Genomic DNA, 22,590 nt, shown 5'->3' with positions numbered 1-22,590 from the left:
TGTCTCTTATAAATCATCTAAATTAAATCATCTAAATGCAAAGTCTGTCACAACATTCTAGAGCAGCTGGAAAAGTGTGTGCTGGTGAGCCGGCTTGTTACTCCATAAGCGTAAAAATGGGTCATGCCCCTAAAGAAATTTTAATTATTTTATGGCAACAATAAAAATTGTAAGGCAACAATAAAACAAGGAGCATGTTAAAAGTCTTCACGCAACCATTGTTGACAGAAAGACAAACACCGTCGTAAAACGCTGCACAAATATATTTTTGTATTATATTTTTGTATGAGAATACAGATCAGATTTTTACGATTTAAAACGGCTTATTTCTCTACTCATCGCTTCTCTTTTACCACGAATCTGATATATCTTTATGACATTGATTAAAAAAATTGCAACAGTTGCTTCCGGAACTCTCATGAGCCGTATTTTCGGCTTCGTCCGTGAGATGCTTATGGCCGCAGCACTAGGGACGGGTCCTGTTTCTGATGCCTTTAACGCTGCTTTTCGTTTTCCCAATACATTCCGCCGTTTTTTTGCTGAAGGTGCCTTTAATGCTGCTTTCATTCCTCTTTTTGCTAAAAAAATCACTGAAGATGGCCAAGAATCTGCATGCAAATTCGCAGAAGAAGTCTTTGGTGTCCTCTTTTCTCTTCTTTTATTATTAACGATTGCAATGGAACTGAGTATGCCTTTTTTGGTGCGAACGATTATTGCTCCAGGCTTTAGTGAAGACGCAACAAAATTTAATGCCACAATTCATTTTACGGCGATCATGTTTCCTTATTTAACCTGCATGTCGCTCGCTGCGATGATGGGGGGCATGCTCAATGCTCTACGGCGTTATTTTATTGCTGCTGTTGCGCCACTCTTTTTAAATATTATTCTGATTGGTGTACTCGCCTATGCTTGGATCTATCAACTTGACGCTTGGCACATCGGCTTAAATCTCTCTTGGGGTGTTTTAGCGGCTGGGCTTCTTCAACTTGTCTTAATTGCTGTTGCTTTACGTCAAAGTGGCATGAAAATTTTCTTCCGTCGTCCCCATTTAACCCCTAATGTTCGCAAGCTACTAACCTTAGCATTCCCCGCAGCCATCACGGGTGGTATCACACAAATTAATTTGCTCATCAATACCAACATTGCTTCTAGTCAATCGGGGGCTGTCTCTTCTTTAATGTATGCTGATCGGCTTTATCAATTGCCTCTAGGCGTGATTGCCATTGCCGTTGCAACCGTTCTTTTACCAGAGTTAACCCGCGCATTACGGAGCAAAAAGCATGAAGAAACCCACCATTTGCAAAACCGCTCTATTGAATTAACACTCCTGTTAACGCTTCCAGCATCTATTGCTTTTTTGCTGCTTTCCACCCCCATTGTTAGTTTACTCTTTGAGCGTGGACAGTTTACTGATCAATCAACACAACATGTTGCACAGTTATTAGGACTTTATGGACTAGGACTTCCAGCTTTTGTACTCATCAAGGTCTTTATTCCTAATTTCTTTGCCCATGAAGATACCAAAACACCAATGATTTTTACGGGCATTTGTGTTTTCATCAATATCAGCCTCGCTTTAACATTATTTCCTTCCTTTTCCGCACGCGGCATTGTTATTGCTGAAATTACTTCTGGATGGGTCAATACCCTATTGCTTTGGGGGGTTCTCATAAAACGGGGTTATTGGAAATACGACGCCCAACTGATCAAGCGAATATTATGCCTCATGATCGCTTCCCTTTTGAGTGCACTCGCCCTCTATTACGGATTAAATGTGTTTGGATTTTTATCTTTTCCTTTATCCTCAAAAGCCTCTTTTTTCTTGCGTTTTATCACCTTATCAGGGATCATGCTTGGCATATTCTCACTCTATTTTATTGCCTATTTTCTATCCAATCCCCGTTCCTTTTTTCACACACTTAAAAATTTGAAAAAACGTTTATAATATTTATACTTTGTCAAAAACAACAAAACGAATAACCTCTAATTAAAGAAAGCGCACTCCTATGGATCCCTTCCCTCCCCTTGTTTTTTCCGGCGTACAACCGAGTGGTCACTTACATCTTGGCAATTATCTTGGAGCCCTTCAACATTGGGTTGAACTACAAAACACTTATCACTGCCTCTATTGTGTTGTGGATATGCATGCGCTCACCGTCAACCCAGATCCCCTTGTCTTACGCGAATCCACCAGAACGGTGACAGCCGCCTTTCTCGCCGCTGGTATTGATCCCCAAAAACATATTATTTTCAACCAATCACGTGTTTTTCAACATGCTGAACTCGCCTGGATTTTAAATTGTGTTGCCCGTATCGGCTGGCTTCAACGCATGACACAATTTAAAGATAAAGCAGGGAAAGATCGCGAAAAAGCATCCCTTGGGCTTTTTGCCTATCCCACGTTGATGGCTGCTGATATTTTAGTCTATCGTGCAACGCATGTTCCGGTAGGTGAAGATCAAAAACAGCATGTTGAACTCACACGCGATATTGCACAAAAATTTAACAATGATTATGCACACCGTATTGCCGACTTAAATTTTAACATCTCTATGCAAACGGATGAAGAAAAAAAACAAGGCTTCTTTCCCCTCCCAGAAGCGCTGATTGGGACAACAGCCACACGCGTTATGTCCTTGCGTGATGGGACAAAAAAAATGTCAAAATCAGATCCTTCAGATTTCTCACGCATTAATTTGACCGATGATGCAGATCTTATCGCCCAAAAAATACGCAAAGCAAAAACAGATTCCGAACCTCTTCCAGATTCTCTTGAGGCTTTAAAAGAACGACCAGAAGTGGATAACCTGCTTGGTATTTACGCCGCCTTTGCCAAAGTTAGTAAAGAAAAGGCTCTTTTAGAGTTTTCTGGTCATCAATTTTCGCATTTTAAAACAGCGCTAGCCGACCTTACCGTCCATAAGCTTGCCCCTATAACAGAAGAATTACGTCGCCTTCATCAAGAAAGTGGTTATATTGACTCTGTTTTGCATGATGGCGCTAAACGTGCTAGTATGCTCGCAGAAGAAAATATGAAAAAAATTCGCGAAATTGTTGGATTTTTGCACAATACATAAGAACAATAAACGAAACATAAAAACAATAAACGAAAAAAGACTGTAGAGAGCAAAAAAATCGTTTGTACAAAATAGAGAAAGTGCATGATTTCTGAACCCAAAAATCCGAAAAGAGAACCTAAGAAAAAGAACCTCGTCATCATCGATGAGACACCAGAGTGTCGGCGTGCCGTTGCGTTCGCCGCACAACATGCCCAAAACACCAAGAGAACTTTGGTCTTGCTTTGTGTTGTTGATAGTGTAGAATTTCAACATTTTCTGGGTGTAAACAACGTTATGCGCACAGAATCAACACAAATTGCTCATAAAATATTAGGAGACATTGCCAGTGATGTTCGCACTTCCCATGCGCTTGAAACAGAAATAGTCGTGCGTGAAGGAAAAAAAGTTGATGAAATTTCTAAACTGATTGACGAAGATAAAAGAATTGCACTGATTGTTTTAGCCGCCAGTGGACATGCAGAAGGACCAGGCCCCCTTATCCAATTAATCGGGAATAAAGGAACGGCTTTTTCAATCCCTGTCATTGTCATTCCTAGCAATCTTGCTGATGAAGATATTCGGTCTATTGCCTAAAAAATATAATATTTTAAAAATGGAATGATCTTTCTAATCCTTCATGATAAAAGGAGAGTTTATGTTTATTCAAACTGAAACAACCCCAAACCCTGCAACACTTAAATTTCTACCAGGGCGGCTGGTCCTTTCGGAGGGCGTATTAGAATTTCGTGACCGTGAAGAAGCAGCTAAAAATTCGCCTTTGGCCGCTAAACTGTTTAATATTCCCAATGTTAATGGTGTTTTTTTAGGCTATGACTTTATCACTGTGAGCAAAAAAGATGGTGAATGGCAACATCTCAAACCTGTCATTTTAGGCACAATTATGGAGCATTTTCTCTCCAATGAGCCCGTTATCACCACCAATGCGACAACACAAGCAAAAGCCCATGCCCTTAACGAAGAGTTTTATGACGAAAAAGACGCTGATATTGTCTTAACCATTAAAGAGCTGCTTGAAACACGTATTCGCCCAGCCGTTGCCAATGATGGTGGTGATATTACTTTTCGCGGGTTTGAAAATGGTATTGTTTATCTCAATATGCGGGGCGCCTGCGCTGGATGTCCTTCTTCAACGGCAACGCTTAAACATGGTATTGAAAATCTTTTACGCCATTTTATCCCTGAAGTTTTAGGCGTTGAAGCCATGCCACAATAAATATTTGACACCTCAACAGGTAAAATGACCACACAGATTGTCTTTCTTCACCAACGCTCAAACATGGAGTGTGAAAATCTTACACTATTTTATTCCTCATCATTTTAAACACAAGCCATGCTGAAATCATAAAAAAATACAATATGACTTAAAAAAATCCTAGAAAATGATAGGTTTTCCTTTCACTTTCCCTATGCCTTAAAATGTTTTTTTCCCCTTTAAAAGCATCGTTTCCACCACCCATCACATACATGCAAGAATAACGCATCGGAAGAGGCGCACTTTAAATTTATTTTTTCTCATGACCTTGTCATGCAATTTTATTCCTAAAAACAAAGGAGCCATTCCAGCAAAAAGAAAAGCCCGCAAAAAGAAAAGAATGTAAGACAAAGCTATACACTCGTTCCCTTGTGTCCCATCATTTTCAGCATTTCCGACGATAAAATTCCGTAAAATGCTTCTTATAACAACCAATTGATAAAGGGCTCACCTTTACACCTTTCATGGGAATCCTGATAATCTTCTCATTTCAATTGTCTTTATGGCATCAATCAAAATCATTCACGAACACATCACAAATTGGAAGATAACAAAATATGTAAGGGCAATGGTTGATGGTTTGCTCTTTTAAATGATAGCGCTCAACAGCGTTTTTCTCTATACCATTTTATAAGTCTCATTGTGAAAGAAGCTTAAGCATCTTAAGAAGATTTTTTAAAGATCATAGCGGCTTTTCCTCTTCTTGAAAGCAAGAATTCCACTTCTATCCCCTTTACTCTTATCACCATAACTGAAGACGCAAAAGCTATTAAGACCTTAAAAAAATCAATCAAAGCCAAATTTATGAGAGTTGTTTGGGAAATGATCTGATAGAAAGGAGAAAAATTTCATCAATTCAGCCGTGGTAAATTTCTTACTTTACGGCATTATTCTTCTCATAAAACGCATGCTTTTACTGTTTTCTTATCAATCAACAATCCTTAGCATAATCAGCATGTTTAAGAGAAAAGACACAGTCAGTATTTTTCTTGTAAAACATAGCTTTTATATTCCATAAGGATAAAGATATTGTGTCTATCGGATAAGCATCATCTATGAAAATAGAAAAGCAACGAAAAGCAAAAACAATGGCAAAAGGGTAAACGCCTACACTTTTTTAACAAATTCCGACTTTAACCCCATCTGTCCTATCCCAGGAATTTTGCAATCAATATTATGATCCCCATCCACCAAGCGAATATTCTTGACCTTCGTCCCACCTTTTAAAACAGAGGAAGCACCTTTTACTTTCAGATCTTTTATCACCATAACAGTATCCCCATTTGTCAAAATTTGACCATTGGCATCATAAACAATCGCGGAAAGAACAGTATCGTCACTCTTTTGGGTCCATTCATGTGCACATTCAGGACACACAAAATTTTCATCCTCTTCATAAGTATAAAGACAATCACAACGAGGACACTTGGGATATTGGGTCATAAATTCGCCTTTTTTAAAGAAAAACCATTCATGATGATGGATCATAAAGAAAGAAGGGCTTATTGTCCATTATTTTAGAAAAACATGTTCTTTTATTTCCTCTCGATCAGCCACCTGTATTCACAAATGCAATCATCTTCAACAACCGATGCGTTTATAACATTATACAATGTCCCCGTAGACCATAAGATTCTTCTTATATTGAATTAACCAAAGCCTTTCGCTTGCATATTACAAAAGGGAAAAACTGTATAAAATGATTAAGAAAAGACTTAAAAAACGCCATCAAATGCAAGAACTAACATTGAAACGGATGATATGACTTTTCTCCTTCATAAAGGTAAAAATGATGGTACTCAATGGATTGTTATCCTCTTCATGAATAGCATATATCAGATGGTTTCTTGTATCTTGAGAAAGGCTCTCCTTAAAACAAACATATGAAAAGTAAAACAACGATAATATTCTAGATAATATTCTATTTGAGGTAAAGGACATCCCCTCTATGACTCTTTTAGAAAGTACCTTTATCGAGACACCCAGAAATCATTGGGCATAAAGGCTCAAATTATGCCAGATTATGATGACCCACCACCTCTATTTTAAGAATCCAACAGTTTGAGGAAGTCCGCCATATGTAAACGTAGAAAAAATAAAACGAACCTGAAAATAGAGGCTCTCTCTTATGATAAGTAAAATCATTCCTCTAAAACTCTCCTCCCTCTAAAACCATAATGTAATCAATCATGATAGCTTTGCAAAAAATATTCCAATGATCTCACGTGATAATATCAGGGCGCTCTCGTCCCAATTCTTGTTGTATGTTTAACAGTTTTAAGGCGACCTGTTGCAAAGGTTGCAGAACTTCTTGCAGATTTAAATTGTATCTGCGCGGATCTCCTTCATATTGTTCAAAATAAAGCCGTAAGGTCGCACCACACGTCCCTGTTCCCGATAAACGAACCACCAAACGTGCACCATTCTCGAAAAAAATACGGATCCCTTGCCGTGTGCTAACACTTTGATCAACAGGATCATGATAGGTAAAATCATCTGCTTTTTTGACCAAAAATCCAAAAAGTTCTGTTCCAGCTTGTGGTAAGTGCTGCCGCAAATGTTCTAGTAAAGCTAAAGCTTTGTCTTCTTCAACTTCTTCATAATCATAACGTTGTGCGTAAAAGCGCCCATAGCTCTGCCAATGCTGTTGAACAATTTGTGCAACTGTTTTTCCTGTTACCGCTAAAAGATTTAACCAAAATAAAACAGCCCATAAACCATCCTTTTCGCGGATATGATGAGAGCCGGTTCCAAAGCTTTCTTCACCACAAAAGGTTACTTTTCCAGCATCCAAAAGCGTTCCAAAAAACTTCCATCCCGTTGGCGTTTCAAAAAAGTTTAATCCACGTTTTTTAGCAACCAAATCTGCAGCAGGTGTTGTTGGCATAGAGCGCGCAACCCCCACAATGCCTTGCTGATACCCTTTAATAAGATCGGCATGTTCTACCATAATTGCCAAAGAATCAGAAGGTGAGACATATTGCTGACGTCCAATAATCAGGTTACGATCACCATCGCCATCAGACGCAGCGCCAAGATCTGGTCCTTGCTCTGACATCAATAAATCATAAAGAGGCTTAGCATAAACCAAATTGGGATCTGGATGACCGCCTCCAAAATCTGGCAAAGGAAGACCATTGACCACCGTCCCTTTAGAAAATCCTAAGCATTTTTCAAAAATTTCATGGGCATAAGGTCCTGTTACCGCATGCATGGCATCAAACCGCAGACTAAGACCTTTAGCGACAGCTTTAGCAATACAGTCAAAATCAAAAATTTCCTGCATCAAAGCTACATAATCGGCAACAGGATCAATAATCTCAATCTGCATATTACCCATAAAAGTCACGCCTTGCCGGTCTAAATCAACATCTGGCGCTTCAAGAATTTTATAAAAAGAAAGACATTGCGATGTTTCAAAAATAGCCTCACATAGAGAATTAGGTGCGGGGCCGCCATTGGAAATATTGTATTTGATCCCACAATCTCCCTCTAAACCACCAGGATTATGGCTTGCAGAAAGAATAATTCCACCATGCGCATGGTATTTACGAATAAGATGCGAAACAGCAGGTGTGGAAAGGATACCGCCCCTCCCCATTTTAATACGAGAAACACCATGCGCCGCCGCCATCTTCAACACAATCTGAAGAAGTGTCCGATTAAAGGTGCGTCCATCTCCCCCAAGAATCAATAGCTTTCCTTCAAGAGGTCCAATATTCTCAAAAAGAGACTGTATAAAATTCTCCACATAATGGGGTTGTTGAAAAACAGACACTTTTTTACGCAAACCAGACGTTCCCGGTTTTTGCCCCTCAAAAGCCGTGGTTAAAACTGTCTTTATGGTCATGTTCATCCCTTCATACTCTTTTCTTTAACTTTAAGATGAAGAGTATTCAAAGTCGACCATTAATTCCACTTGACGGAACAATGAAATATTTGCACACTTGATAAAGATCAAAATTTTTTAAAAAGCCCTTTTATTTGAAACGCTCTTTCCATGTGGTTTTAGATACAAGGGTTGTTTTAAAACACAATTTTCATAAAAAATACAGGAGCATCCTTATGATAAAAAAAACAGTTCCCAATGTTACATTTCATACACGTGTCCGCGATGAATCAGTGAGTGGAGATAATCCTTATCGGTGGCAAGAGGTTAAAAGCGATGCTTACTTTAAAGGAAAGCGCGTTATTCTTTTTTCTCTTCCTGGTGCTTTTACCCCCACCTGCTCAACCTTTCAGCTACCCGATTTTGAAAAACTCTATGATGAATTTAAACAAGCTGGTATTGATGAAATTTATTGCATTTCGGTCAATGATGCTTTTGTCATGAATGCTTGGGGAAAAACACAAAATATCAAAAATGTGAAATTAATTCCCGATGGTTCTGGTGAATTCACACGCAAAATAGGTATGCTGGTTGCAAAAGACAATGTTGGCTTCGGTATGCGATCATGGCGCTATGCTGCTGTGATTAATGATGGTGTGATTGAACAATGGTTCGAAGAAGCAGGTTTTTCAGACAATTGCGCAACCGACCCTTATGAAGTTTCTTCACCACAAAATGTTTTAAAAGCTTTAAAAAGCTAACTTCAACTCAAAATCGTCTATTTAAATTTTACGACACAAATTTCTCTAGAAAAGAAAATTTGTGTCGTTTGTGTTTTTTAAAAAACATCTCTTCGACACAATATTTTGATTGATCATGATTATTTAAGTGTTATTCGACTTGGGTAAAATCCTAACGTCATATTCTTCCATTTCAAATCTGTTTATCTTAGACCAATGAAAACCATTGGCTTGCACGTCACAAGCAAAGTTAGCGTGTGAATAAAAATTGTACAAGAAAGAACGAAAATGCCTTTTTATGAATCGTCGAGAAATGCCAAGGGGTTGGTCCGCAACATCCTAAGACTGGCAAGTTTGTGATGGTGATGCCGGTTTACTCCTTCATAAGTATAAAGATGGGGCTCAATAAATTTTATATTCTCAATAGATTTTATATTATTGAGGACTTTATCGTTATCGTATTCATGGGTAGTTCCATAAAATTGAAGGGGAAATATTCAAGCTTTCCGCAGCAATTTCTTTTACAAAACCATTACCGTTTTTGGGTTGCTAAAATATCTTGCACTGTTTGCACCAATTGCTCTTCATCCACCATCACTTGCGCAGGACGGCTTTCACGCCATGTTTGATTATCCTTAATTTCATGAGACAAACGCGCCCCTTCAATCAAATCTTTGATCTGTATTTTTCCACTCTCACGTTCTTGTGACCCTTGGATGATCACACAAGGCGCTTTTCGCCGATCAGCATATTTCATCTGCGCTTTAATTCCCGATGCTCCTAAATAAAGTTCCGCACAAATTCCCGCATTTCGCAATTGCATGACCATTTTTTGATAGCGTGCAACAGCTTCTGGCTCTTTATCCATCATCAGTACCACAACAGGTCCATGCGTATTTTTTGCTGGCAGTTTTTCAAGATTTTGCAAAGCAGCGATCAAACGTGAAACCCCTATTGAAAAGCCTGTTGCCGGAATATTTTCCCCACGAAAACGCGCAACCAGCCCATCATAACGTCCCCCACCCCCAACAGAGCCAAAGACAACTTTTTGCCCATCATCATTGAGAACATCAAAAAGCAATGCCGCCTCAAAAACAGGTCCCGTATAATATTCCAATCCACGGACCACCGAAGGATCAATTTTAATGCGATTATGATACCCATTGGCCGCAAAGATTGCATGCATTTCCTCAAGCTCGCCAACCCCTTCAAGCCCTTGCGCACTTTGACCAACGATTTTTCTGAGAGCATCAAGCGTTTCTTCTGCCGTTTTTGCTTCTATCGTGAGTAAGGAAAGAATACATTCAATCTCTTTATCTTGAAGTTCAGCCCCTTTTGTAAAATCACCACTTTCATCCAAACGTCCTTTTCCTAAAAGCAAACGTATGCCTTCCGGTCCAAATTTATCCAGTTTATCCATTGCTCGCAGAACGGTTAAGCGCCGATCAACCTGCTCATTTCCCGCCAAACCAATCAACTGCAAAACACTTTCCAGAATTTTTCGGTTATTCAAACGAATGGCATAATCATGGCGTGCAATACCTAATTTTTCCAAACTATCGGCTGCCATCATGCAAATTTCCGCATCTGCCGCAACAGTTGGTGTTCCAACAATATCCGCATCAAATTGCATAAATTGCCGAAACCGCCCTGGTCCAGGTTTTTCATTACGAAAAACAAACCCCAATCGATAACTGCGATAGGGTTTTGGTAACGTTTCAAAATTTTCAGCAAAATGACGGGCAAGAGGAGCCGTCAAATCATAGCGTAAAGACATCCATTGTTCATCATCATCTTGGAGCGAAAAAACCCCTGCATTGGGGCGATCTGAATCAGGTAAAAACTTCCCCAACACATCCGTATATTCAAAAATGGGGGTTTCAAGCGCTTCAAAACCGTAAAGTTCATAAACTTCACGAATTTGCGCAATCATGGTTTCAGTAGCATACAATTGTGCACTTGTACGATCCACAAAACCACGGGGTAAACGGGCTTTGGTTTTTTCTTGTTTTAATGACATGTTATTCTCTAGCAACAATATGTGTTCACGGATAACCATTATCTCATAGCAACAAACGCTGCAATGACTTTATCGCCCTCAAAGCTTTTAACAACATGTTAGAGGCCTTCTATCATCTACAGATCGGTAGAACTAATCTTTATCTTTAAAAACCGTTCAAAGGTCAAAGAAAAACAAGCGCATTATTGCCATGAGACGTTTCTAGACACTTTCATAAATCTTTATGAAAAGAAGTCGTCTCTATTCATATAAACCCAGCCAAATGAAAGGTGTTAGAAAAAACACCAGATGTTTTACAAATGATTTTTTTTAAAAGTCAGGGTGCATGAAAAATCCGCATCTTTTAAGATAAGAAAGAAATAGAGAGAAGATAGCGCCATACATCATGTAAAACGTTTTTAATTCTGATCAGAAACCAATTTTAAAATGGCTTTTTGTTTGACAGAGGTCAAGACTCTAAAACTTTTTAAAAGCAAATATTCCTCTCTGTTTGAGGCGATTTCATCATAAGGGTATGAAGCATTTTCGTTTGTAGTGATATCAGTGTAAAAAAGGAAACCGGAACATTCAAAATATCGGAAATTTCCTTTAAACGTCCTGCGCTCACACGATTTAAGCCTTTTTCATATTTCTGGATTCGTTGGAAGCTCACACCTAAAGTGTCTCCTAATGTTTTTTTTAAGAATCCCCAACATTTTTCGCTTCAAGCGAATTTTTTGCCGACAAAAAGATCAATATTAAGGTTCTGAGTTTGCATTCGCCCCCCACCTAGTGCGAGCGCCCTCGCATGAGTATTCCAGGAGTTTGAAAGTACTGAAACCTAATCAGCTTTTTTTCTTTTAGTGCGAAAATGCACCTAGACAGTGCAAAAACTCCCAGAACTCCGGGATACCCACAATAGTGAGGTTATTTTTACGCTAGGGATTTAGGGTTTTCAAGGCCCACTTGGTCGCCACGTATGCGACCAAAATCATCTTTTAATGTGTAAAGTAATTTCAAGATTTTTGCAATAAAAATAGTTTTTCAGGAGATCGCAGATTTTATTTTTAATGAGAAATTATCGGCGTCTTAAATTCTTTAACATGCACGCATCAAAATCATACCATCATCGACCCGCATTTCACGAAAGGATTCTCACCCTTGTTTCTCAAACCCACCCCCTTAGATAGGCTCCTTAAACAATACAAAACAACTTTTATTTTATCCTTCACACGAGCTCCAGCTGAATAATTATTCTACTATCCCACAAAAACATCGTCATTGAGAGGATAGCCCCCCATATGCAATCAGAAAGTGAAATCTTTTTATAAGGAAGATTGGTTAGGAAGAGCCTTCTCCCTTAGAGAAAGAATCCAAAAATTAAGAGAGAAGTGTGTTTTTAGATTGTTCAGCAAAGTTATGAATAACATTTTTTAAATCAGCACTCTTTCGACCAGCCTCTGTAATTGACCTTGAAATTGAAGGAATAATATTCTGCCACAGCCTTTGAGGAAACTGCTGGGTTAATTGTGTTATTGTTCCCCCTTGAGCTCCAATGCCCGGAACAAGAAACAAGCTATTTTCTAGCTGCTCAATTGTCTCTTTTGCGTCACAGCCTAATGTTGCGCCAATCACGGCACCGATAGGACCAATATGGCGATATTGACTTGAAGATTGACTATTATAGTCAACAATATTCTGTGCCAAATGAACAGAAACCGTTTGATCCCCAATGCGAGCATTTCGAATTTGCTTTCCCTCAGGATTAGACGATTGAACAACCATAAAAACCGCTGTTTTTGTTTCTTCTGCAATCTTTATCAAAGGAATGAGAGCATCAAACCCTAAAAAAGGATTGACTGTTATAGCATCAGCTTTGAAAGGACTATCGGCACCAAGCCAAGCTTTACCGTAAGCTTCAGCGGTAGAGCCAATATCCCCTCTTTTTGTATCAACAAGAACCAACAAACCTTGTTTTTGTGCATTTTCAATGAGTTCTTTCAAAATTTGAAGTCCTTCCACCCCATATAACTCAAAAAATGCAGCTTGCGGCTTGATGATCCCCACCTTTCCTACAACCGCTGTTAAGAGGATATCACAAAAATCTTTTAAGCCTTTATAATCGCAGCTCAAATTCCATGCTTGTAAAACTTTATGACTCGGGTCAAATCCAACACAAAGGGGGCCATATTTTTCACTATTTTTAAAAAAAGCTGAACAAAACATTTGATATCCTACTACGTCCTCTCTTTAAACTTTTTGATACAATCAAAAAGAAAAGCATTTGTCAAAAGAATACAATCCTACCCCTCCTTAAGAAAGCACTCTCATATAGAACTCTCATAGACAAAATCTGCTCTTAACTTATAAAAGATATTCCCATTCACAAAGCCTATCGGATGTTTATCAATTAAGACATTATCATGAAATGAAAAATTTAAACTTTATGACAGAATACAAACAAAAAAACACGCCATATTATTTCGTTCGATAGTCTCCGTAAAGCTTTCCATATTATCTTTTTCACACTTCTTTTTTACACTCAACTAAAGTGCTCGATCATGCGTTTAAACAAAAATTAAAAAAGTTTCACCATGATGTTTTCAATCTTAACTTTAGTTTTCTCCAATTCACCTTTAGCAGCCTAATTATCCATGATGGGCAATAAACTTTGGAACATAATTGGCTAAAAGACATTATATCTCCAGCATATTCAAGGAGATAAAACATGGAAACCCGCATTCCTGAAAAAACACCTTTCGATACGAATTTTCTAGAAGAAACATCTCTAGACAAAAAATATTCATTTTTTCATACCCCTATTTCATGGTCCGCCATTTTTGCTGGACTGGTTACAGCTCTTGCCGTTTCAATATGCCTTTCTTTCCTCATAGCCGCTCTAGGCTTAAGCCAAATGGACTTTACCTCGTCCTCCCCTTTTAGAGGTTCTCTCCTTTCAATGGGTATTGGCTCTCTCATCGTTATGGTGATAAGCCTTGCAAGTGGAGGCTTTGTTGCTGGGCGTTTTGCTGAAATCTCTGGGGCTCTTCATGGTTTCTTAACTTGGGCTCTCATAACATTGCTAATGACCCTCCAAGCCATCCACGTGGTTTCGAGTACAGCAAACTTAAGCGCTAAAGCAGTTGGGAAAAGCGCTTCTATGATAGAACAAACCGTCGATAACCTCCCCTCTCTTCTTGCAAAATTAAACAACGAAAATTTTGAAAAGTTTTTTGCAGAAAACCGTGATAATGGGATTAATTTTGATAAATTGGGCAATGAATTGCGTACGCTTCTCAAAAAAAGCGATATTCCGGCTCTCAATCTTGATCGCTTGAAACAAACTTATCAGGCTGCACTCAACGATATTGGTTCTGCAATCACCGCTTTCAAAAATGATCCTTCGCATTATCGCACAACTCTGAAAAATCTAGGGAATAGCCTTTCTGATCGCCTAGAAACACTGACAGAAAAAGTTAATCAAAGCGATATCATCAAAGCCCTGATGAACAATGGCATGTCGCGTACAGAGGCACAAACGACAGCCACCCGCGCCGTTCAACTCTATCAAGGGGCAGAAGAAAAAACAGAACAAACCCTCAAGGCACTAGAAAAACAAACCGATACCTTGTCTCAAAAGCTTGATGCCCGGGCCAAAGATGCACTTCACATAGCTGATAAAGCCACGACAAAAGCATCACACATGGGATGGTGGGGCTTTTTAGGGAGTCTGATAGGCGCCATTATTTCCAGTGTTTGTGGTTATTATGGTTACAGAAGCCGTAAGGATATTTTCAAACTTTAAAACTTATACCTCTAAACAAACACTTTAAAAAAAGCTGTACACTCTGTACAGCTTTTTCTTGCAAGACTTAATCATAACAATAAGTATTCCCTTGGCGAAATCTTCTTGATTTTTTTTTATTCTTTTTAACGCAGCCAGAATTTTTAAAATTTAAATACAGCTTTTATAAAAGTGAACAACACGACAAAGCCCCCAGCACAACCTTCATTGAAAAAACTCTACTCTTGTCGGTTTTAGAATAAGACAGCTATAGATATTATACGTATACGTTTTTTTTAAATTTCATAAGCCCCGAAATCCACGATATAATATGATGATAACCTCATTTATTTTAATGATTACTGAGAACTTCCTCTCCTAGTATTGCATTGCTCAAAGTGCATAAATATCACGTATCCTTGTCAAAAATCAAAAGACTACCACTAAAAGGCTTCTGCGATACATTTTTGCTCTCAACAAATATTTTTCTATACGACTACCCATTTACCAGCACTTCAATTTGATACGTGTCCAATTTCTCTTACCAGCATTGAATAAACATCAAATCCAAGCCGTTAAGTTTAGAAAACACACCCATGTTAATGACTAAAGTGAGTGGTAAAAATCCTCATGTATATCTTATGGTAACTTAACGGATCAACGATCCTTTATAATCTTTACAAAGCAATTTATTTATTTTATAAGTTCATGTGATGAGATGATTAATCATTTATTTTTTATAAATCAGGATCTTGTAATCATTAATTGCTATATAATGTGGGGATAGGGGGGGAAGAGTGAGTTTACAAAAAATAGATGTCAATGATCATTTTTCGTTTTCTATAAGGGGACAATCGGAGAATTGCTCGCGTTTAATCGCGATGAAGCAGCATGTTATGATTGGCGTAAGCCCATTTAACTCAAGATTTTCAGAAAAATATATTACTGAGCTCATATATTGGTGTGCAAAAAAATTCGATAGCATTGACATATTGCTCCCCGATATAGAATCAGCGATGCTTCTTATATTAGCATCTGGAGCAACTAAAATTAAAGCAGAGAGAAAAACAAAAAAGGAACTCAATCGTATAAGACGTATATTATACAATATTCAAAGTTATTATACAATATTCAAAGTTTTAATAATTTAGAAAAATTATTTCACGTTCTTGACTTCTCTCAATATAAGCAAAGTGAAAATTACAAAATACTAAAATCAAAAGCTATAGATCTGTACAAAAAAAAACGGAAAATTTAGTTCGTTATGCACTAAAATGTCAATCCAAGCGGTTGGACATCAGGCAAAAAGTGTGGGATTGTCAACTGAAGAAATAAACCGTTTGGAAACAACAGATATTTCTATTGAATATATTTTTGATGAAATACCGTTCTACATAAACACTCCATCTCTCCTTAACATAGAAAGCTCAATTTTAGTCTACCATCGTGAATGGCCAGTAGGAGAATTGTTGCTCAGAGGCGAGCCTCCTCTCTATGTTGATAAACAACAAGGCCACGGAATTGTTTCGATATGTACATAAATTTATGATAAAGAGTTAATTTATGATTAAAAAAACAAGGGGGGAGTATAATGCGCCACATTATTCAATTCAACATTATGGATAAAAGTTTCCAAAACAATCCATATAAAACATACCAAGCTATCCATTCTTCTAATTCTGTTCTTTGGGATGAAAATCTTAAAGCTTATTTTTTTGGCAGATATGAAGATGTCAACGCGATTTTGAAGGATGTCCGTTTTACAACAGCCCCCTTAGCCGTGCGAGCGGAGCCAGTCATGGGTGATCGTGTTTTGGCACAAATGGAAGGAGATGAGCATCATAAAAAGCGACACGCTGTCTTGTCAAAACTTACCGGAAAAATGTTTCGCACACGCTATGCTCCCCTTATTGAAGAAACAATAGACCGGCTTCTCATGCCCTATCTTGCAAAGGGGCGAATAAATATTATGAATGAATTCGGAAAAGATTATAGTGTGCTTGTTACATTAATGGTCTTAGGTCTACCGATAGATCGCTACAAGGATATATCGATATGGCACAAGGGTATCGCATCTTTTGTTACCAGCCTTAACCAATCAGATGAGGAAAAAGAATTCAGCTTATCATGTAGTAAAAATATCATTTCTTATCTCACACCGCTGATAGAAGAATGGGATAAAAATTCATCAGAAGATTTAATCTCTGTTTTATGCCAGAAAACAGATGATGGCAATAATATGACAACTTCTGAAATAGTTGCTCTCGTCCTTAACATGTTATTGGCTGCCATAGAACCTGCTGATAAAACATTAGCTTATCTTTTTTATCACTTGCTCACAAACCCGAATGAATTAGAAAAAATCCAAAACGATAGAACAGTTCTTGGCGATGCTATAACAGAAACATTACGCCTCACTTCTCCTGTTCAACTTATACCTCGCCAGACCAATCAAGCAATGGAGTTTGCAGGGATCTCATTGCCAGCTAACTCTCTCATTTTTTGCATGATTGGAGCAGCAAACCGCGATCCTAATGTTTTTATGGAGCCCAATAATTTTATCCCAAAACGCAAACGGATCCGTAAAACTGAACCAGATCTTATAAAGACCGCAAACCATTTAGCTTTTGGAGCAGGCATACATATTTGTGTAGGTTCTGCTTTTGCTCTTATGCAAATAGAGCTGACAGCGAATAGACTCCTCGATAAACTCCTTAAGATTAGTTTAATCGATGGCTTTCTTTTGGAAGAGGAAGGATTGTATACAAGAGGGCCATCAGCACTCCCAATCACATTCACCCCGATATCACAATCCTCACAAACAGGTATTCATTCTCAAGGCCTATGATTTATGGGAAACAAGCAATATAAATAATATCTAGCAAGGGGCATAATAATGCAGAAGAAAGATTCCTATAGCAAATCAGAAAAGTATGTCATCTATACTGTCATTATCTCCAGTATACTTCCCTTGCTGGATGGAAGCATTGTTAATGTCATCCTTCCTGACCTTGCGCGTTATTTTTCAACAAAGAACGATAATATACAATGGGTTGTAACCTCCTATTTTCTTGCCACTGTTCCTGGACTGTTGATTGCAGCTTTTGTACAGGGGAGAATAGGGATTAAAAAGACTTGGCTTCTTGCAAACTGCATTTTTATGCTTGGATCATTGGGGGTAGGATTAAGCTATGATTTTCAAACCATTATATCAGCCCGTATCGTTCAAGGTTTTGGAACAGGCCTTTTGTTGCCCCTAACCCAAACCATTATTGCCTTACAATTTGGACAAGAACGGGTGCGCCAAGCTATGGGCTCCGTAGCCGTACCAACGGTTTTTGCTCCTGCCTTTGGTCCACTGGTGGGTGCCTCAATTGCTCAGTATGTATCTTGGCGTTTGTTATTTTTTATCAATATTCCCCTTATTTTCTTAGCTGTCGCCATTGGCGTAAAACATTTAAAAACCAACGAAACAGCAAAAACAAAATTTAACTTACTTGCATTTTTAGCATTTTCCATATCCCTTATTTCATTTTTTTACCTCACAGAAGCCGCAAATAGAAACAACAACTCCGTATATATCCTAGCACTTATAGCAGTGATCTCTCTGATATTATTCATTATTTTTAATCAGAACGCAAAAAACAAACTCATCGTCTTTAGCGGATTTAAAAATGCGCGCTACACATTGCTTATGATCATGGGGCTTATTGCTTCATTTCTCTTTTACAGCTTCCTCGTTTATTTCCCATTAGCCACCACTATAGAAGAAAGCCATAAAAATAGCCTCCTTATCATCGGTGCAGTCCTTGCGCTGCAAGGGGTAGGCGCATGGATTGGAAGAAAATTTATTTACCAGCAATGGAAAGAAAAAACGCCCTTTTTCATGATCGGCATTGGTTTGGTGATATCAAGCTTTGGGTTATTATGCTTTGGCTATCACATAAGCTTAGATGGGCTTGGTTTCTTACTAAGAGGCGTAGGACTTGGCATTACCACCATTGTATGCCTATCCGCGCCCATCCAATATGTCAATCGTTTATACGTCAAAGATACAGCCGTTATCACCCGCATATTACAGCAAATAGGCGGTGCCTTAGGGGGTATATTCGCTGGTTTTTTGATCCATTCACTGACAGAAGAATACTTGTCCTTAAATCAAACATATATCGTATTCTTCATATTCTCTATCGCTGCATTTTTACTGTTTTGCCTCGCACTCTCCTTATCACCTAAAGAGAAGAACTCAGATTTGTGATATATTTGTTTGAAAAACGCATAACATTTGCAATGCTCTATAAGAGATCATATAATATTTGCACTGTTAGAGACCATCAACGACCTTGCCTCAGCCTTTATCATTTTTATGAAAGAACACTAAATCGATAAGCTCCTTAAGCTCTAAAATTGATCACCTCCAGTAACGTACGGTGTTTGTAATTTTATGATACCTCTGTGCTTTTAAATCCCTCTAAAAACCTCTTAAAATATGGGATTTTCTGATCAGACCTTTGCAAAGATCCACGAAATTAAGCACGCGTTTCAATGCGGAATAGTTCCATAAATGCGCTAACAGACGCCCTACCGCACCAGCATAGAATATAGAACCCGCCCCCGCGCACGCCCCTATAAATGCTAATCATCTTTTACCACACACCGCGATGTGAAAAATCGCACTGTATTACAAACTTGATAATGTTATTCTCCCCTTTTCAAAGTCATTGAATCACTATGCTTTCATAACAGCAATAGGTCCAAATGAAACTGAAGCGACAAAAACAGCTGGTAAAGCAGCATCTTCTCTCCATCTCATTGTTAACTGTTATAAGAAATCTCCCCCACTTTAATAAAAAAGCCCTCTCTCATTGAGAGGGAAATTTTAAAAACATTGAAAATCATGATGCACGATGACAGACAGCAAACCATCTCTAAAAAGGCTGTTTTTTTACTTTTACAGTGTGCTCTGAGATTTCTCTAACATTTTCCTGCCTTTAGATTTTCCTTATAAAATTTACGGACAAAAGAAGCTTTTCAGAACTCTTTTACACATAACTTCATTGCTTCAAGCTCCCTTACAGACACGATAAACGCGTATATTTCCATCTACCAAGTATGCGAGCTTCACAGCGGATATAATGAAAACAGTCTTTTTATAGAAAACCGTAAGCTTTAACGGAATAAACGAGATTTTAAACTAGCCTCCCGCATTACTCATTACTCTATACCGGTTATGCAAATAAAGAGCCCCATCTACTTTTTCTGACAAGCAAAGAACACACACAACATTTAGTAACATGCCATTATTGAAATTCTTGTCACAAGACCTTCCGTTCAGGGATTATGCGCATTGCCTGCTTCCTTCTCTCTAATAAATAATCTGCCAATAAAGAATGCTACTGCAGTTACGATAATACAAAATTATACTTCTGTTCTCATTCTATATTTTTCGAATTATCACACACTATTCCCCCTTCACTGTTATAACAATGAAAGGAGAAAAAAATTAAAACACAATATGGCATTTATCTTTCACAAATCTTATATAAGCCACAAAATTGTTGCGCGACCTTCTATACAAGGTCAGACAATAAAATTATATTCTAAAAACCACTCCACACACCACTTTTTGATATTATAAAGCCATAAAATGCAATTATCACCTCCGCAAAAAATCTCTCAGAAAAACAAAATTCCTCCTGTAATCATTGGACTACTTCCTCCAATGTTTGCGCACCATTATACGTGTAAGGAGTTAAATAACTTGTTTATTGCATCATTTGCTCCTTCTGAGATTCCAGAAGGTACAAAATCCGAAAAAGTTAAAGCATGGCTACGTGCAATCAATGTGGAATGCGAAGAACCGCTTGAAGTCCTTGGTAACTTTCTTGGGGATTTTTAGAAAAAGAATATTATGACCCAGACCCAAGCGGATTAAATCCATCATTATATGAAAAAATTTTACAGTTACAAAAAGATAAACGTACAGTTTTAGGAAAGTACACAGTATAATATCAAAAAACACAATAAAGTCAATATGTTGCGTGTAATTATTTTATATGAATCCACTTAAGAATCCACACTTTTATGCATGATTCATTTGACCATTTTTTATAAAAGATTGGCACGTATGAATAGAGCATAAAAAGCAAATCATGATGTGAATATTATAACGCATGTGTGTATTCAAATGAAATGAAAAGCAGCTACCATTTATAACAGTTCATAAATTTTATGATACGTTTTTATCACTCAAAAATCGCATTGTTTTTAAATTTAGTCGTTTGGAATTATCTATAACATACGTTTAAAGATCACAGCTTGTTTTAACGATTGGATTGGTAATCGCATAAAAAGAAACAAATTAACGTTCGCCAAAATTGACGAGCGCAAAATCTAAAGATGTTATAGTAACATTAGATTGTTCTATAAGAGGATAATTTTTAAGATAACAATAAAATTTTAAAACAGCATTAAAGTATATAATTACGAGTTTTTATATAATGTGAAAAAGCTTGTCATTTATCCACTATCTCGTGTTTTCTAGATGATTTATAGTTTAATTGTTAGGTTTTCGGATATCACAATCTAACTTACCTAAAATTGCAGTCCCGTTATAAACTTTAGCATTGCCAAAAACTTCAGCGTTTTTATAAATGAAAGAATAGCCATAAACTTCGGCATAGCCGTAAACTTTAGCATTGCCATAGACTTTGGATTTTTCATAGATTTTGGCATTGTCATAGACTTTGGCATTACCAAAAACTTCTGCGCTTTTATAAATTTTAGCATTGTCATAGATTTCAGCATCGTCATAAATTTCAGCATTGTCATAGACTTTGGCATTGCCATAAATCTTTGCACAGCCATAAACTTCGGTAATTTCGTGAATATAGGCTCTAAAAGCACCGATTTTCCCATAAACTTCTGAAAATTCATAGACTTTAGCATTGCCATAAATTCTAGCATCGTCATAAATTTTAGCATTGTCACAGATTTTAGCATTCTCATAAACGCGGGCTTTGCCGTAAACTTTAGCATTGCCATAAATTCTAGCATCGTCATAAATTTTAGCATCGTCATAAATTTTAGCATTGTCACAGATTTTAGCATTCTCATAAACGCGGGCTTTGCCGTAAACTTTAGCATTGCCATAAATTCTAGCATTGTCATAGATTTCAGCATTGCCATAAATTCTAGCATTGTCATAGACTTTGGCATTGCCATAGACACAAGCGCCAGAATATACCCAACAGTCGCCGTAATGGGATAAATTTTTTCCTTTTTCTATAAAACCACCTAAGTCACCTGCTTTAACATCACTAAAATCCTTAACAGCTTTAATACGATAAACCTCGTGTCCTCCAATTGATCTTATATCATCTGTAAATGTATATTTTTTTTCTATGCTTGAGAACCAAAACATAAGAGAAAAGCCTCCTGAAAGAAGATATTTTATTTCCCCCATATTGGATTTTCTAATCTGATTCTGATCTATTTTTAATAGTTATAATCAAAAACAAGATATTTTTTTAAGCCCCCCATGCCGTTCTTTATTCTGTTTCATCAACAATCTTGATAACATGATCGCTTTCATAAACCTCACAATTTTGGGGCACCAACTTTTCTTTGCTTTTTTTGTTTATTTTTGCATTGCCATAAGCACGCCCCCAGACCTTTGCACAATATGAGAGTTTTGCATTGCCATAGACAGAGCCATAAACTTCACAAGAGCCAGCCACGCTAGCAGAGCCATAAACCTTTCCATAAATCTTTGCACGCCCCCTAATAACAGCATAATTATAAACCTTGCCATGGCTATAAATGCAAGCCGATCCAGAAACATTGGCATGACCATAGACCCTTGCATAGCTAAAGACCGCAGCATCATGAGAAACATGCGCATAAT

The 22,590-nt window shown here is 37.7% G+C and carries 14 protein-coding genes and 3 pseudogenes; 10 read left to right on the top strand and 7 right to left on the bottom strand.

The features are described 5' to 3' along the window. The first annotated feature begins 373 nt into the window (after positions 1–373). The 4 genes from murJ to PVV59_RS05710 all read left to right on the top strand — a co-directional run bounded on the left by murJ (position 374) and on the right by PVV59_RS05710 (position 4,293). Positions 374–1,945: a murein biosynthesis integral membrane protein MurJ gene (murJ, locus tag PVV59_RS05725; protein WP_273755174.1), complete on the top strand. Its 1,572-nt coding sequence runs from the start codon at positions 374–376 to the stop codon at positions 1,943–1,945. A 61-nt stretch (positions 1,946–2,006) separates the two neighbouring features. After that, positions 2,007–3,077: a tryptophan--tRNA ligase gene (gene trpS / locus PVV59_RS05720; RefSeq protein ID WP_273755173.1), complete on the top strand. Its 1,071-nt coding sequence runs from the start codon at positions 2,007–2,009 to the stop codon at positions 3,075–3,077. Positions 3,078–3,161: 84 nt separating this feature from the next. Next, a complete protein-coding gene (locus PVV59_RS05715) occupies positions 3,162–3,653 on the top strand; it encodes a universal stress protein (RefSeq protein WP_273755172.1) in 492 nt (163 codons plus the stop codon). A 61-nt stretch (positions 3,654–3,714) separates the two neighbouring features. Next, the gene (locus tag PVV59_RS05710) at positions 3,715–4,293 is read left to right on the top strand and encodes a NifU family protein (protein ID WP_273755171.1); all 579 of its coding nucleotides are present in this window, start codon (positions 3,715–3,717) and stop codon (positions 4,291–4,293) included. A gap of 1,146 nt (positions 4,294–5,439) precedes the next feature. On the opposite strand, the gene PVV59_RS05705 is transcribed toward PVV59_RS05710, so the two are convergent. Continuing rightward, positions 5,440–5,775, bottom strand: a complete 336-nt coding sequence (locus PVV59_RS05705; RefSeq protein ID WP_273755170.1) for a zinc ribbon domain-containing protein YjdM — start codon at positions 5,773–5,775, stop codon at positions 5,440–5,442. 778 nt (positions 5,776–6,553) lie between these two features. Beyond that, complete coding sequence (locus tag PVV59_RS05700) at positions 6,554–8,182, bottom strand: alpha-D-glucose phosphate-specific phosphoglucomutase (RefSeq protein WP_273755169.1); 1,629 nt, start codon at positions 8,180–8,182, stop codon at positions 6,554–6,556. A 215-nt stretch (positions 8,183–8,397) separates the two neighbouring features. Here PVV59_RS05700 and PVV59_RS05695 point away from each other — a divergent pair, with 215 nt between their 5' ends. Beyond that, on the top strand, positions 8,398–8,922 hold the full coding sequence (locus tag PVV59_RS05695) for a peroxiredoxin (protein ID WP_273755168.1): 525 nt from the start codon (positions 8,398–8,400) through the stop codon (positions 8,920–8,922). Positions 8,923–9,433: 511 nt separating this feature from the next. Here the strand turns inward: PVV59_RS05695 and hisS are convergent. The 3 genes and pseudogenes from hisS to pyrF form a co-directional block, all read right to left on the bottom strand. Next, the gene (hisS, locus tag PVV59_RS05690) at positions 9,434–10,921 is read right to left on the bottom strand and encodes a histidine--tRNA ligase (RefSeq protein ID WP_273755167.1); all 1,488 of its coding nucleotides are present in this window, start codon (positions 10,919–10,921) and stop codon (positions 9,434–9,436) included. 398 nt (positions 10,922–11,319) lie between these two features. Next, positions 11,320–11,678, bottom strand: a pseudogene (locus PVV59_RS05685) (helix-turn-helix domain-containing protein). A gap of 602 nt (positions 11,679–12,280) precedes the next feature. Next, positions 12,281–13,126: an orotidine-5'-phosphate decarboxylase gene (gene pyrF, locus PVV59_RS05680; RefSeq protein ID WP_273755165.1), complete on the bottom strand. Its 846-nt coding sequence runs from the start codon at positions 13,124–13,126 to the stop codon at positions 12,281–12,283. Between the two features lie 502 nt (positions 13,127–13,628). On the opposite strand from pyrF, the gene PVV59_RS05675 reads away from it, so the two are divergent. The 5 genes and pseudogenes from PVV59_RS05675 to PVV59_RS05655 all read left to right on the top strand — a co-directional run bounded on the left by PVV59_RS05675 (position 13,629) and on the right by PVV59_RS05655 (position 20,583). After that, positions 13,629–14,705, top strand: coding sequence for a YrzE family protein (locus PVV59_RS05675; protein ID WP_273755164.1), 1,077 nt, complete (start codon positions 13,629–13,631; stop codon positions 14,703–14,705). Between the two features lie 776 nt (positions 14,706–15,481). Continuing rightward, positions 15,482–16,225: pseudogene (locus PVV59_RS05670) on the top strand (tRNA-dependent cyclodipeptide synthase). Positions 16,226–16,275: 50 nt separating this feature from the next. Continuing rightward, on the top strand, positions 16,276–17,532 hold the full coding sequence (locus tag PVV59_RS05665) for a cytochrome P450, cyclodipeptide synthase-associated (RefSeq protein ID WP_273755162.1): 1,257 nt from the start codon (positions 16,276–16,278) through the stop codon (positions 17,530–17,532). A 48-nt stretch (positions 17,533–17,580) separates the two neighbouring features. Further along, on the top strand, positions 17,581–18,942 hold the full coding sequence (locus PVV59_RS05660; protein WP_273755160.1) for an MFS transporter: 1,362 nt from the start codon (positions 17,581–17,583) through the stop codon (positions 18,940–18,942). A gap of 1,503 nt (positions 18,943–20,445) precedes the next feature. Next, positions 20,446–20,583 (top strand): hypothetical protein, encoded by a 138-nt coding sequence (locus tag PVV59_RS05655; RefSeq protein WP_273755158.1) that lies wholly within the window; start codon positions 20,446–20,448, stop codon positions 20,581–20,583. Positions 20,584–21,240: 657 nt separating this feature from the next. Here the strand turns inward: PVV59_RS05655 and PVV59_RS05650 are convergent. Then, on the bottom strand, positions 21,241–22,149 hold the full coding sequence (locus PVV59_RS05650; RefSeq protein WP_273755156.1) for a hypothetical protein: 909 nt from the start codon (positions 22,147–22,149) through the stop codon (positions 21,241–21,243). A gap of 85 nt (positions 22,150–22,234) precedes the next feature. Beyond that, positions 22,235–22,590: pseudogene (locus PVV59_RS05645) on the bottom strand (hypothetical protein); the annotation flags it as partial.

Source organism: Bartonella sp. MM73XJBT.G (assembly GCF_028618435.1).
Lineage (GTDB): Bacteria > Pseudomonadota > Alphaproteobacteria > Rhizobiales > Rhizobiaceae > Bartonella.
Note: the sequence above shows the minus strand (reverse complement) of the source record. Positions and strands in the feature narration are given on the sequence as shown.